11 protein-coding genes are annotated in these 12,860 nt (G+C 72.5%); 8 read left to right on the plus strand and 3 right to left on the minus strand.

Translation table 11 applies throughout. The features are described from left to right. Nucleotides 1-45 precede the first annotated feature (45 nt). The 6 genes from O3438_RS16050 to O3438_RS16075 are packed head-to-tail and all read left to right on the plus strand — an operon-like array spanning nt 46 to nt 5,066. The gene (locus tag O3438_RS16050; RefSeq protein WP_269683660.1) at nt 46-774 is read left to right on the plus strand and encodes an amino acid ABC transporter ATP-binding protein; all 729 of its coding nucleotides are present in this window, start codon (nt 46-48) and stop codon (nt 772-774) included. Nucleotides 775-793: 19 nt separating this feature from the next. Next, nucleotides 794-1,762 (plus strand): glutamate ABC transporter substrate-binding protein, encoded by a 969-nt coding sequence (locus O3438_RS16055; RefSeq protein WP_269680715.1) that lies wholly within the window; start codon nt 794-796, stop codon nt 1,760-1,762. 16 nt (nt 1,763-1,778) lie between these two features. After that, the gene (locus tag O3438_RS16060) at nt 1,779-2,423 is read left to right on the plus strand and encodes an amino acid ABC transporter permease (RefSeq protein ID WP_110565377.1); all 645 of its coding nucleotides are present in this window, start codon (nt 1,779-1,781) and stop codon (nt 2,421-2,423) included. Then, nucleotides 2,420-3,289, plus strand: coding sequence for an amino acid ABC transporter permease (locus O3438_RS16065; protein WP_269680716.1), 870 nt, complete (start codon nt 2,420-2,422; stop codon nt 3,287-3,289). The genes O3438_RS16060 and O3438_RS16065 overlap by 4 nt, the downstream gene beginning before the upstream one ends. After that, complete coding sequence (locus O3438_RS16070; protein WP_269680717.1) at nt 3,286-4,326, plus strand: asparaginase; 1,041 nt, start codon at nt 3,286-3,288, stop codon at nt 4,324-4,326. Before O3438_RS16065 ends, O3438_RS16070 begins: the two co-directional genes overlap by 4 nt. Then, nucleotides 4,323-5,066, plus strand: coding sequence for a copper homeostasis protein CutC (locus O3438_RS16075; RefSeq protein WP_145785155.1), 744 nt, complete (start codon nt 4,323-4,325; stop codon nt 5,064-5,066). Before O3438_RS16070 ends, O3438_RS16075 begins: the two co-directional genes overlap by 4 nt. A 205-nt stretch (nt 5,067-5,271) precedes the next feature. Here the strand turns inward: O3438_RS16075 and O3438_RS16080 are convergent, their stop codons facing one another. After that, complete coding sequence (locus tag O3438_RS16080; RefSeq protein WP_269680718.1) at nt 5,272-7,722, minus strand: glycoside hydrolase family 2 protein; 2,451 nt, start codon at nt 7,720-7,722, stop codon at nt 5,272-5,274. A 111-nt stretch (nt 7,723-7,833) separates the two neighbouring features. Between O3438_RS16080 and O3438_RS16085 the strand changes: the two genes are divergently transcribed. After that, the gene (locus O3438_RS16085) at nt 7,834-8,853 is read left to right on the plus strand and encodes a LacI family DNA-binding transcriptional regulator (protein ID WP_269680719.1); all 1,020 of its coding nucleotides are present in this window, start codon (nt 7,834-7,836) and stop codon (nt 8,851-8,853) included. A gap of 6 nt (nt 8,854-8,859) precedes the next feature. On the opposite strand, the gene O3438_RS16090 is transcribed toward O3438_RS16085, so the two are convergent. After that, nucleotides 8,860-11,229 (minus strand): GGDEF domain-containing phosphodiesterase, encoded by a 2,370-nt coding sequence (locus O3438_RS16090; RefSeq protein ID WP_269680720.1) that lies wholly within the window; start codon nt 11,227-11,229, stop codon nt 8,860-8,862. Between the two features lie 218 nt (nt 11,230-11,447). Here O3438_RS16090 and O3438_RS16095 point away from each other — a divergent pair, with 218 nt between their 5' ends. Then, complete coding sequence (locus tag O3438_RS16095) at nt 11,448-11,840, plus strand: PH domain-containing protein (RefSeq protein WP_269680721.1); 393 nt, start codon at nt 11,448-11,450, stop codon at nt 11,838-11,840. On the opposite strand, the gene O3438_RS16100 is transcribed toward O3438_RS16095, so the two are convergent. After that, nucleotides 11,834-12,760, minus strand: coding sequence for a 2-hydroxyacid dehydrogenase (locus O3438_RS16100; protein WP_269680722.1), 927 nt, complete (start codon nt 12,758-12,760; stop codon nt 11,834-11,836). The genes O3438_RS16095 and O3438_RS16100 overlap by 7 nt on opposite strands. Between the last annotated feature and the right edge of the window lie 100 nt (nt 12,761-12,860).

Below are 12,860 nucleotides of genomic sequence, written 5' to 3' on the forward strand. Positions count from 1 at the left end.
TAGGGCGGTCTGGTGGCAGCGGAGACGACGGGCGCGGACCGACCCATGGTGTCGGTACGCGGCCTCAACAAATGGTTCGGCCCGCTGCACGTGCTCAAGGACATCGACCTCACGGTGGCCGCCGGCGAGGTGGTCGTCGTGGTGGGGCCGTCCGGCTCCGGCAAGTCGACACTGTGCCGCTGCCTCAACCGGTTGGAGACGGCCGGGCAGGGCAGCATCGAGATCGACGGTGAGCCGCTGCCGGCCGAAGGGCGGGCGCTGGCCCGGCTACGCGCCGACGTCGGCATGGTCTTCCAGTCCTTCAACCTCTTCGGGCACAAGACAGTGCTGGACAACGTCACCCTCGGCCCCACCCGGGTCCGCAGGATCGCCCGACCCGAGGCGCGTCAGCAGGCGATGGCCCTGCTGGAACGCGTCGGAATCGCCGACAAGGCGAACCACCACCCGGCCCAACTCTCCGGTGGGCAGCAGCAACGGGCGGCAATCGCCCGGGCACTGGCCATGCAACCGAAGGTGCTGCTCTTCGACGAGCCGACCTCGGCACTCGACCCGGAGATGGTCAAAGAGGTGCTCGACGTGATGGTCTCCCTCGCCAGCGAGGGGATGACCATGATCGTGGTCACCCACGAGATGGGCTTCGCCCGCCGCGCCGCCGACCGGGTCGTCTTCATGGACGACGGCCGCATCGTCGAATCCGGCGCCCCCGACGAATTCTTCGCAGCCCCGCGCACCGAGCGGGCCCGCGACTTCCTATCCAAGATCCTCCAGCACTAGCCCCCAACGGGAGGGTGTCATGTCAATCCTCAAGAAGAGCTTCATCGGGCGGCGATCGCTCGCCCTCACCGCCACCGCCGTGGCCGTGGCCCTGGCCGCCACCGGCTGCGGCGGTGACGGCGACAGCAGCGCCCCGAAGCTGCCGGGCAACCCCGGCGTCGGTGGCGACGGCGTGGTCGCCCAGTCGGTCTACGACGCCGCACCGGTCGCCACCGACGCGGACATCCCGGCCGGCTCGACCATGGACGCGATCCGCAAGCGCGGCTACCTGAACATCGGCGGATCTCTGGACGCGCCGCTGCTCGCCCAGCAGAACCCGGTCAGCGGCACCATCGAGGGCTTCGACGCCGACATGGCGAAGCTGCTGGCGAAGTACATCATCGGCAAGCCCGAGGTGAAGACCACGACCATCGGCACCCAGACCCGGGAGGCCATGCTCCAGGCCAAGTCGGTCGACGCGGTCTTCCAGACCTACACGATCACCCCGCAGCGGGCCACCCAGGTCGCGTTCGCCGGGCCGTACCTCACCTCCGGCCTCGCCGTCGGGGTCCGCAAGGACGACACCTCGATCAAGAGCGTCAAGGACCTCGCCGGCAAGACCGTCATCGTCGGGGCGAACACCCCCGCGGTCACCGCGCTGCCGTCGGCCGCTCCCGGCTCGAAGCAGATCGCCTTCGGCACCGACCCGCAGGCGTTGCAGGCGCTGCTGCAGAAGCGCGGCGACGCGTACGTGCAGGACTTCACGCTGCTCGCCTCGGGGGCCAAGGCCAACCCGGGGATGAAGGTGGTCGGCGAGCCGTTCACCACCGAGGCGTACGGCATCGGCCTCAACCGGGAGGACGCGCAGTTCAAGGAGTTCGTCAACAACTGGCTGAAGAAGATCCAGGCCGACGGCACCTGGGCGAAGGTCTGGGAAGGCACCCTCGGCTCGGTGGTGGAGGGCGGCGCGCCCACCCCGCCCGCCCTCGGCTCCGCCGACGGATCCTGAGAATCCTCCCGTACCGATGGACGCCCTCACCGCCCACCTGAGCGAGTTCGGCCACGGCCTGGTCACGACTGTCGAGCTGACAGTCGTGACCACCGTCGGCGCGATGCTGCTGGGCATCGTCGTCGCCACCCTGCGGATCGCACCCGTCCCGCTGTTGCGCGCCATCGGCACGGCGTACGTCGAGGTGTTCCAGAACCTGCCGCTGCTGGCCCTGCTGGTGCTCTTCGTCTTCGCCCTGCCGACCATCGGCATCACGTTCCCACTGTTCACGTCCGCCGCGATCGTCATCGCCGTGTACGAGGGGGCGTACCTGGCCGAGGCGATCCGCGCCGGGATCAACACTGTCGGCGTCGGCCAGGCCGAGGCGGCCCGCGCCATCGGGTTGACCTTCGGGCAGTCCCTGCGGCACGTGATCCTGCCGCAGGGACTGCGGGCGGTCATCCAGCCGATCGGCAACATCTGTATCGCGCTGCTGATGAACACCTCGCTGGCCGCCGCCGTCGGCGTGGTCGAGCTGACCCAGGCCGCCAACAACGTGAACCTGGTCGAGGCCCAACCGATCGCCGTCTTCACCGGCGCGGGCCTCGCGTACATGCTGCTTGCGCTGATCATCGGTCAGGTCACCGGCCTGCTCGAAAGAAGGCTGGCGATCGTCCGATGAACAAGACGCAACAGATCCTCTTCGACGAACCCGGGCCGCGCGCCCAGCGGCGGATCCGGATCGCCACGGTGGTGGGCGCTGTCCTGCTGGTCGGCGCCGCCGTGGCAGCGGTCCACCAGTTCGCCAGCCACGGCGAGTTGGCCGCCGCCCGGTGGGAACCCTTCACCACCTGGCCGATCTGGCGGTACCTGCTCAACGGCCTCTGGGCCACCGTCCGGGCCGCCGCCGCTACCGCCGTGCTCAGCGCCGTACTCGGACTGCTGCTGGCGCTCGGACGCCTCTCCGTACACCGACCGCTGCGCTGGCTGGCCGGCGCGTACGTGGAGATCTTCCGGACCGTTCCCACCCTCCTGCTCATCTACGTGACGCTGTTCGCCCTGCCGCAGTACGGGATGAACTTCCCGCTCTTCTGGAAACTCGTGGTGCCGCTGGTGGTGTCCAACTCGGCGGCGTTCGCGGAGATCTTCCGGTCCGGCATCCTGGCCCTGGACCGGGGGCAGACCGAGGCCGGCCTGGCCGTCGGGCTGCGTCGCGGACAGGTGATGGCGCTGGTGGTCCTGCCCCAGGCGCTGCTCCAACTCACCCCGTCCCTGGTCAGCCAACTGGTCGGGCTGCTCAAGGACACCTCGCTCGGTTTCGTGGTCAGCTACACCGAGCTGCTCTACAGCGGGCAGGTGCTCTCGTCGTACACCCATCTGCTGATCCAGACGTTCCTGGTGGTGGCGCTGATCTACCTCGTGGTCAACGCCTCGCTGTCGAAGTTCGCCCGCGTACTCCAGGCGCGCAACGGCCGCTTCGGCGGCCGACGTGGAGGACGCAACGCCGACCTGCCCCCGCCGCTCATCGAAGGGACCACCCCCCGGTGACCATCTTCCGTTACGCCGAACTGGCTCGGGTCGTCCGCAACGGCTTCGTCGAGAGCCGGCACTACGGCAGCGTCGTGGTGCTCGCACCGGACGGCGAGGTCGTCCTCGCCGCCGGCGTACCCGACGAGCCGGTGCTCCCCCGGTCCACACTGAAGCCGGTGCAGGCCCTGGCCTGCCGGGTCGCGGCGGGTGACGAGCTGACCGGCAGGGCACTGGCGCTCGCGGCCGGCAGCCACACCGGCGACGACCGGCACGTCGAGGTGGTCCGGGCGATGCTGGCCGGCGCAGGGCTGACCGAGGACGCCCTCGGCTGCCCGGTGGACTGGCCGGAGGACGAGCCGACCCGGGAGCGGCTGATCCGCGCCGGCGGGCAGCGCGACCGGATCCGGATGAACTGCTCCGGCAAGCACGCGGCGATGCTCGTCGCCAGCGTCGCCCGGTCTTGGAGCACGCACGACTACCTCGACCCGGAGCACCCGGTGCAGCGGGAGACCGCCGCCGCCGTCGCCCGGTTGGCCGGAACGCCGATCGCGCACCACGCCGTCGACGGTTGCGGCGCACCCCTGTTCGGCCTGCCGCTGACCGGCCTGGCCCGCACGTTCCAGGCGTTGGTCACCGCAACCGACGGCAGCGACGAGGCGCTGGTTGCGCAGGCCATGCGCCAGTACCCGGAGTACGTGGGCGGCTGGCACGGGCACCCCAACACCGACCTGATGCGGGCGCTGCCCGGCGTCCTGGCCAAGGGTGGGGCCGAGGGCGTGCTCGGGGTGGCCGCCCCGGACGGTCACGCCGTCGCGGTGAAGGTGGTCGACGGTTCACCCCGAGCCACCACCGCCATCGCGCTCGCCGCCCTCGACGCCGTCGGCGTACCGGTGGGCGGAGCCGACGCGCTGCGCCAGGTGCCGGTGCTCGGCGGCGGCGAACCGGTCGGCGCCGTCACGGCCGTCATCGATTGGACTGCGGCATCGTCTCGCACCGAAGCGGCGTCGTCTCGCACTCAAGCGGCGTCGTCTCGCACCGAAAAGGAAGAGTCATGAGCACATTCGAGATCTGCATCGACAGCGTCGAGGGGGCGGTCGCCGCCGAGGAGGCCGGCGCCGACCGGGTGGAGCTGTGCTCCGCGCTCTTCGACGGTGGACTGACCCCCAGCCTGGGCACCATCGAGACGACACTGCGCGCCGTCACCCGGATCCGGGTGCACGTGATCGTCCGGCCCCGCGCCGGTGACTTCATCTACTCGCCGTTCGAGATCGAGGCCATGGAGCGGGACGTACGGGCGGCTGTCGCAGCCGGTGCGCATGGCATCGTGATCGGCGCGCTGACCGCCGAGGGCGACGTCGACGTGCCGACCACCCGCCGGTTGATTGCCGCCGCCGGCGACGCCAGCATCACCTTCCACCGCGCGTTCGACATGACCCGCGACCCGCACGCGGCGCTGGAGCAGCTGATCGAGCTGGGCGTGCACCGGGTGCTCACCTCGGGCCAGGAAGTCAGCGTGCTGGAAGGTGCCCCACTCATCGCCGAGCTGGTACGCCGTGCCGCCGGACGGATCATCGTCATGCCCGGTGGTGGCATCACCCCGCGCAACATCACCCGGATCGTCGAGGCGACGGGCGCCGACGAGTACCACTTCGCGGCCCTGGTCAGCTCGGACAGCCCGGCCGTGCACCGCAACCCGGCGCCGCTGATGGGCGGCAGCCTCAACCGACCCGAGTACGAGCGCTCTGGCACGTCCGGTGCCCTGGTCGGCCAGGTTCTCGCCGCCGCCCGCGCCTGATCCCGCCCTGAGCGTCGCCGAGCGGTGGGCGTGCCGGAGGTCCTCGTCCTCCGTCGCGCCCGCCGCTCGATCAGCCCTAACGCCCGCCCGCTAGATCAACACGAGGTCGCCGATGTCGCGGTATCCCGCACGCGTGGATACCGCGACTTCGGCGCAATGGTGATGATCAAGACTGCCAGCGCGGTCGCCGTGCCGCGCGGACGGCTCAGCCGTTACGGATGTCGTTGACGCAGCGCAGTACCGGGCGGGTGACGAGGGCCGCCGGGTCCAGCGACGCCCTGCCACGCACGGCGAACAGCACCGACTCTCCCGGCAGCAGCGTGACCAGGGCTTTGTCGACGGACGCCGACGGGTCCAGCCGGTCCGGGAAGAGGGTCAGGTCGCGCAGCACCGTGCGGGCCGTGACCCGGACCCGCTGCCCGCCGTCGACCGGCTCGACGGTCGCGTCCCACGTCGCCGCAGGCCAGTCCACGTCCCGGTCCTCGGCGAAGAACCACAGGGCGCGTTCGGCAGTGTCGCCGGCCTCCGCGACCAGCAACTCACGGCGGTCGTCGTCCGGCCGGACCAGGTCCGCCGGCAGCTCCAGCACCACTGCGGAGTACGCCGGGACATCGAGATCGAACGAGGTCTTCGCCCGGGGCTCACCGCTGACTGTCACCCGGGTCACCGACGACGACGCCCGCCAGGGCGTGCCACCGTCGTTGACCGCCACCAGGGCGAGACCACCGTCGCGCGGTTGCACGGTGAGCAGCCGGTCGGCGTACGCGTGACGCAGCGCGTACCACAGGGGTTTGCGTCGGCCGTCGCCGTCGACGGCCGACCAGGAGGTCACCGGCCAGCAGTCGTTGAGCTGCCACACGATGGTGCCGGCGCAGACGTCCCGGTGGGAGCGGAAGTGCTCCACCCCGAGCTGGATCGCGCGGGCCTGGTTGAGCTGCGTCAGGTAGTGCCAGTCGTCGAAGTCCGCCGGGGCGGGCAGGTGCGCGTCCAGGCCGCGTCGGAGCTTGGCGTCACCGTCGGCCGCCTTCTGGTGGTGTGCCATGCCCGGCGAGTCGTGGGCGAGGGGTTCGTCGCTCAGCGCCCGGCGCAGCGTGGCGTACGCCGGTGGGGCCTGGTAGCCGAACTCGGCGACGAAGCGCGGCACGTACTCCCGGTACTTCGTGTAGTCGTCGGTGTTCCACACGTCCCAGATGTGGGTGGTGCCGTGCGCCGGGTCGTTGGGATGGATGGTCTCGGTGCCCGACCAGGGGCTGCCCGGCCAGTACGGCCGGGTCGGGTCCAGGTCGCCGACGATCCGGGGAAGCACGTCGAGGTAGTAGCCGCGCCCCCAGGTACGTCCGTCGAGGGGCTGTTGCCAGTCCCAGTCGTGCCAGCCCCAGATGTTCTCGTTGTTGCCGGTCCAGAGCACCAGCGACGGGTACGGCGTCAGCCGGGTCACCTGCTCGGCTGCTTCGGCGGCGACCTCGGTGCCGAAGGGTTCCTCCTCCGGGTACGCGGCGCAGGCGAAGAGGAAGTCCTGCTGGACGAGCAGTCCGCGCTCGTCGGCGAGGTCGTAGAAGTCCGCCGACTCGTACCGGCCACCGCCCCAGACCCGCAGCAGGTTGACGTTGGCCCCGACCGCCTGGTCGAACCGTTCGGCCAACCGGTCGCGGGTGACCCGGTTGGGGAACGTGTCGTCGGGGATCCAGTTGACCCCTCGGACGAAGACCGGGACGTCGTTGACCGACAGGGCGAACGGGGTGCCGTGCTCGTCGGGCATGGTGTCCAGCCGCACCGAACGGAACCCGATCCGGTGCGACCAGCTGTCCACCGTGTCGCCGTCCGGCCCGTGCAGTGTCACATCGATCGGATGGCGCGCCTGGTCACCGTACCCCCGGGGCCACCAGAGCGCGGGTTCGCGGACGGTGAGGGTCAGCACGGCCGTGTGGTGGCCGGCGGGGACGACCACGTCGGCGCTGACGCCGGCGACGGCGGCCCGGACGGTCAGTGGGACGTCCGCGGCCCGTTCGACAGCGACGTGCACCTCCACCCGGCCGTCGCCACCGGCCATGGTGACCAGTGGGCGGACACTGGCCAGCCGGGCGGTGGACCAGGCGTGCAGGCCGATCTCCTGCCAGATGCCGGCGGTCACCAGGGTCGGGCCCCAGTCCCAGCCGAAGTTGCAGGCCATCTTGCGGATGAAGTGGAACGGTTCGGGGTAGGCGTTCGGCCGGTCGCCGAGTCGCTGCTGCTGCGCCTCGGCGTAGCGGTACGCGGAGTCGAACGCGACGACCAGGTCGTTGTCGCCGTCGCGGAGCAGCGACCGTACGTCGAACCGGTAGCCCCGGTGCATGTTCGCGGTGCGGCCCACCTCGGCCCCGTTGACGGTGATGGTGGCGACGGTGTCCAGGCCGGCGCAGACCAGGTCGACCCGGTCGTGGTCGCCGGGTGGCGGCCGGAAGGTCGTCTGGTACGTCCAGTCGGTGCGCCCGATCCAGGCCAGCGCCAGCTCGTTGTCGTCGAGGTAGGGGTCGGGGATCAGCCCGGCGTCGAGCAGGTCGGTGTGCACGCAGCCGGGCACTGTCGCCGGCACGGCCCGTCCGGCGATCTCGGCCGGCACCTCCGCTCCGTGGGCCGCGCGCAGCGTCCAACCGCCGTAGAGTGCCTCTCGGCTCACGACTTCACCGCACCTTCTGCATCGAAAGACGTTGACTGAACCGGATAAGCTGAGCCACCGTACGGTCCGGAATTGGGGCTGTCAACGGCCGGAAAGCGAAGGAGCACACCGGTGAAGCGGCCGACAATCGCCGACGTCGCCCGACGCGCCGGGGTGTCCAAGGGGGCAGTGTCGTACGCGCTCAACGGCCAGCCCGGCGTCTCCGAAGCCACCCGGCAGCGGATCCTGACCATCGCCACGGAGATCGGGTTCAGCCCCAGCAGCGCCGCCCGCGCCCTCTCCGCCGCCACCGCCGGGGCGGTCGGTCTGGCCCTGTGCCGACCGGCGCGGACACTCGGGGTCGAGCCCTTCTTCATGGCGCTGATCAGCGGTGTCGAGGCCGAACTCTCCGCCCGCTCGTACGCGCTGACCCTCCAGGTGGTCACCGACCACGACGCCGAGATCGCTGTCTACCGACGCTGGTGGGGCGAACGTCGGGTGGACGGGGTGCTCGTCTGCGACCTGCGGAGCCAGGACCGCCGCATCCCCGCGCTGGAGCACCTGCAACTGCCGGCGGTGGTGATCGGCGGGCCCGGCGGCACGGGTGCGCTGGCCAGCATCTGGTCCGACGACGCCGCCGCGCTGACCGAGGCGGTGGAGTACCTCGTCGCGCTCGGACACCGGCGGATCGCCCGGGTCGGCGGCCTGCCCGACCTGCGGCACACCGAGATCCGCACCGAGGCCTTCACGGCGGTCTGCCGGCGGCTCGGCCTGGCCGACGCCGTCACCGTCTCGTCCGACTACACCGGCGAGGAGGGCGGCCGGGCCACCCGTCGGTTGCTCAGCTCCGCCCAGCGGCCGACGGCGGTCATCTACGACAACGACGTGATGGCCGTCGCCGGGCTCTCCGTGGCCCAGGAGATGGGGCTCACCGTGCCCACCGATCTGTCCATCGTGGCCTGGGACGACTCGCCGCTGTGCCGCCTGGTGCACCCACCGCTGACCGCGCTGGGCCGGGACATCGCCGCGTACGGGGCGCACGCCGCGCGCCACCTTCTCGCCGTCGTCGGCGGAGAGCCGGCCGGCCGGGTGGAGGACGAGACGCCCCACCTCACACCGCGCGGCAGCACCGCACCACCCCGGGAGAGATGAACCGGTTCAGCGAGACGCTGAGGGGAACTCCTCGAAGTACGCCTCGACCCGCTCGGCCGTCGCCGGTCGGGCCAGCGCGAACCCCTGCCCGAACCGGCAGCCACCCCGGCGGGCCCCCTCCACCTGGGTCGGCGACTCCAACTCCTCCGCGACGATCTCCACGCCCAGCCGCTCGCCGACGTTGACCACCACGTCGATCAACGGCGGCTGCCCGTCCGACCGCGCGCCCACCAACTCCGGGCCCACCTTCAACAGGTCGATCGGCAGCCGGCGAAGCTGCGCCAACGAGGCGTGTTCGGCCCGGAAGTCGTCCAACGCGGTGCGTACGCCCAGGGACCGCAGCCCGGCCAGCCGGGCCACCACTGTCGACAGGTCGGCGGCGACCCGTGGCTCGCTCACCTCCACCACGAGCCGCTCCGGCGGCACCCCGTACGCGGCCAGCACGGCCGCCGCCCGCTGCACGAAGTCGGGGGTGGTCAGCTCCCGGGTCGTCACGTTCACCGCCATCCACAGCTCCCGGACGCCCACCGACCAGTTGGACAACTGCCGGCAGGCCCGGTCCAGAACCCACCATTCCAGCTCGCCGACCAGGTCCAGGTCCTCCGCGACCGGCAGCAGCTCGGCCGGGAGCACCGTGCCGAGCACCGGGCTCCGCCACCGCAGCAGAGCCTCCGCCCCCACCGGCTGCCCGTCGGCCAGGTCGAGCACCGGCTGGTAGACGAGGTCCAACTCGCCGCGCGCCACCGCACCGGGAAGCTCGCGTTCCAGGTCGAGCCGGCGGACCAGCTGCTCCTCCAGGAACGCGTCGTACCACTCGACCCGGTCCCGGCCCAACTGCACCGCCCGGCGGCGGGCCAGCTCGGCCTGACGGAGCACGTCCGCCGGCCCGGCCCCGCTCACCTCGGCGAGCCCGATGCTCGTCTGCACGCGCAGCATGCCGGCGGGCAGCGGATAGGGAGGGCTGAGCGCGCTCAGCAGGCGGGTGCCCAGCGCGTACGCCAACACCGGACCGGCGGCCGTGACCACCGCGAAACCGGTGCCCGTACACCCGGTGACCAGGTCCTCCGGGGCGATGACCGCGCGGGCGCGGTGCACCGCCTCGGCCAGCACGTCCTCCCGGGCCGTCGGGCCGACCGAGTCGGTGCCGTGCAGGTCCACCAGCAGCAGCGCCCCGCTCGGCGCCGGGACGTCGCCGATCGCGGCCAGAGCGTCCAGCAGGGCCGCCCGGTCACCCGGACCACCGCCTCCGGCCGGGGCGGGCCGCCGATCGAGCGTCGACCAGGGCCCACCGGGCTGCCAGGCCGCGCCGACACCGCTCGCGGTGGACGGGTCGTCGACCCGCGCGGGCGGAGCGGTTGGCAGCTCCGACCTGCCCAGCCAGCGCGGTTGCTCCGCGCGGTGCCGGACCCCACGACCCGCACGGCGACGGTGTGCGGCCCGCCGTTCGGTGGTGGCCGCCTCGCCCGCCCGCAGCAACTCGCGCACCATCAGGGGCGGCACCGCCGCCAGGGCCAGCACCACGCTCGTCCGGTCCAGAGCGCGGCCGGCCGCCAGGTGCAGGCCGGCCGCCAGCAGCAGCATCGCCGCCGGGAGGACCGCCCGCGGCCAGGCCGCGGCGACTGGCCGCGCCGGCTCCCCCGCACCGGCGTCCACAGCGACCTCCGCACCGACAGCGACGAGCAGCATCCCGAACACCAACGGGGGTACGGCCAGCAGGGCCGCCCGGCCCGCCGACGCGGACGGCAGCGCGGCCAGCAGCACCAACCCGCCCAGGGTGAGCAGGACACCGCCCCGACAGACCGCCGCGCCCGAGTGTCGCCGTGGCCCCGAGAACGCGTCCAGCGCGGCCATGCCCAGCCCGCCGACCGCCAACGCGGTGACCAGCCGAGCCGGATCGGACAGGCCGTCGCGCGGCAGCAGCAGCCATCCGGTGAGGGCCAGGGCGACTGCCGGGGCGCCCGACTCGACCAGCCGGCGCAGCCGGACCCCGGGCGACGGACACGTCCGGCCGGGCAGGCGACGGAGACCGCACACCGAGAGGGCCGCCACGACCAGCGACCCGACCAGCACGGCGAAGCTCAGCCCGAGGGCGGCCAGGGGCAGCACGACGGCGGTGAGACCGGCGGTCACCACCGCCACGTCGAGCAGCACGCTCGCCGCACGCGGCGATGGTCCGGCGGAGTGCCGGCCGGCCAGCCGGGAGAGTCGTACGCCGGCGACCGTGGCGCCGGCACCGACGGCCAGCGCGATCACCACCGGGCCCGGAACCAGGCCGAAGGCACCGACGAGGAGGAGCAGCGTCACCGCCGTGGACGTGGCGGCTTCCGGCGCCGCCCGACGGGGGACGAGAACGCGGAACGGGTACGCGAGGAGCACAGCGGTCGCCTTCGTGAGGGGGCACGGGGGCGGTACGACGGTGCGGGGCATCGGACGGTGCGGGTCCGCTGCTCAACAAGTGGCAACGATCGGCGGCCAGATCGGTTACGTGCCGGTCACCTGGACGAGACAATGACCTGTGTCACTGTACGGCGTACCGCACCCTGCTGGCACCGCCCGGCGCGAGCCGGACCGGCCGGGGGTGGGATCATCGGAGGGTGAGTAAGCCCGACACGGTCCGCTTCCGGCACAACCAAGCCATCCTGGTCGCCGCGGTCATCGCCTTCATCGGCGCACTGCCGCTGGCGAGCGCCCGGTCCTACCTTCTGCCGGTGCTGCTCCTGCCGCTCGCCGTCGCGGTCTGGGCCTGGCGGGCCGGCACCGACGCCGACGCCGACGGGCTGCGCGTACGGGCGTTGGCCGGGCAGCGCCGGATCGCCTGGGACCAGGTCGTCGAGCTGGTCACCGACGAGCGCGGGCGGGCGGTCGCCCGGCTCGACGACGGCCAGCAGGTCACCCTGCCGGCGGTACGCGGCGTGGACCTGCCCCGGCTGGTGTCCCCCACCGGCCAGGCGCTGCCGCACACCACTGCCGAGACGCCCGGTCAGTAACCGTCGACCACCGTGTTGACCAGCGGCTGCCCGGCGGCGAAACGACGCACCTGGTCACCGACCAGTCGGTAGGCGCGCGGCAGCAGACCTCGCACCGACCCGGCCACGTGCGGGGTGAGCAACACGTTGGGCATCGCCCAGAGCGGCGAGTCGGCGGGTAGCGGCTCCGGGTCGGTGACGTCCAACGCGGCGGCGATCCGACCGGTGGCCAGCTCGGCGACGAGCGCCTCGGTGTGGGCCACCGGCCCCCGGGCCGCGTTGACCAGCAGAGCCCCGTCCGGCATCGCGGCGAGGAAGTCCTTGTCGATGAGGCCACGGGTCTGGTCGGTGAGCGGCACGATCACCACCACCACGTCGGCGTCGGGCAGCAGCCGGGGCAGCTCCTCCACGCCGTACACCCCCTGCTCCGGGCGGGCGGTCCGCGCGACGAGCGTGAAACTCACCTCGAACGGGGCGAGCCGGTCCCGCACCGCGGTGCCGATCGACCCGGCCCCGACGATGAGCACCCGCTTGCCGGTCAGCTCGTCGGTGGGGGTGTTCCCGTCGTACGCCCAGCGTCGCTCGGCCTGCGCCCGGACGAACGCCGGGAACGCCCGCAACTGGGCGAGGATCGCCGTGACGACCCACTCGGCGGTCGACGGGTCGTGCACTCCCCTGGCGTCGCAGAGCGTGACACCCGGCGGCGTCCGGCCGGCCCAGGCATCCGCTCCGGCAGAGAGCAGCTGCACCACCGCCACGTCGGGCAACTGCCGCAGCAACGCCGTCCCGTCCGAGCCGCCCAGGAAGGGTGGCACCCAGACGCGGACGTCGGCGGGGTCGGACGGCATCCGGTCGGCGTGCTCGAACACCTCCACCGTCACGTCCGGGGGCAGCTCGCCCATGAGGTTCAGGCCGGCCTGGTGCGGGATCCATACCTTCACGTCCGCCGACGATAGTCCCCGACGCGGCGGCCCGTGTGGGCGCGGCGGGGATCGGGTAACCCGTGGGCTGGCGCGGACCGTCGGGGCGAGCGAGACTCGG

Source organism: Micromonospora sp. WMMC250 (assembly GCF_027460215.1).
GTDB lineage: Bacteria > Actinomycetota > Actinomycetes > Mycobacteriales > Micromonosporaceae > Micromonospora > Micromonospora taraxaci.

Coding starts and splice junctions, on each gene's coding strand:
- O3438_RS16050 (WP_269683660.1), top strand. CDS start 46: ATGGTGTCGGTACGCGGCCTCAACAAATGGTTCGGCCCGCTGCACGTG.
- O3438_RS16055 (WP_269680715.1), top strand. CDS start 794: ATGTCAATCCTCAAGAAGAGCTTCATCGGGCGGCGATCGCTCGCCCTC.
- O3438_RS16060 (WP_110565377.1), top strand. CDS start 1,779: ATGGACGCCCTCACCGCCCACCTGAGCGAGTTCGGCCACGGCCTGGTC.
- O3438_RS16065 (WP_269680716.1), top strand. CDS start 2,420: ATGAACAAGACGCAACAGATCCTCTTCGACGAACCCGGGCCGCGCGCC.
- O3438_RS16075 (WP_145785155.1), top strand. CDS start 4,323: ATGAGCACATTCGAGATCTGCATCGACAGCGTCGAGGGGGCGGTCGCC.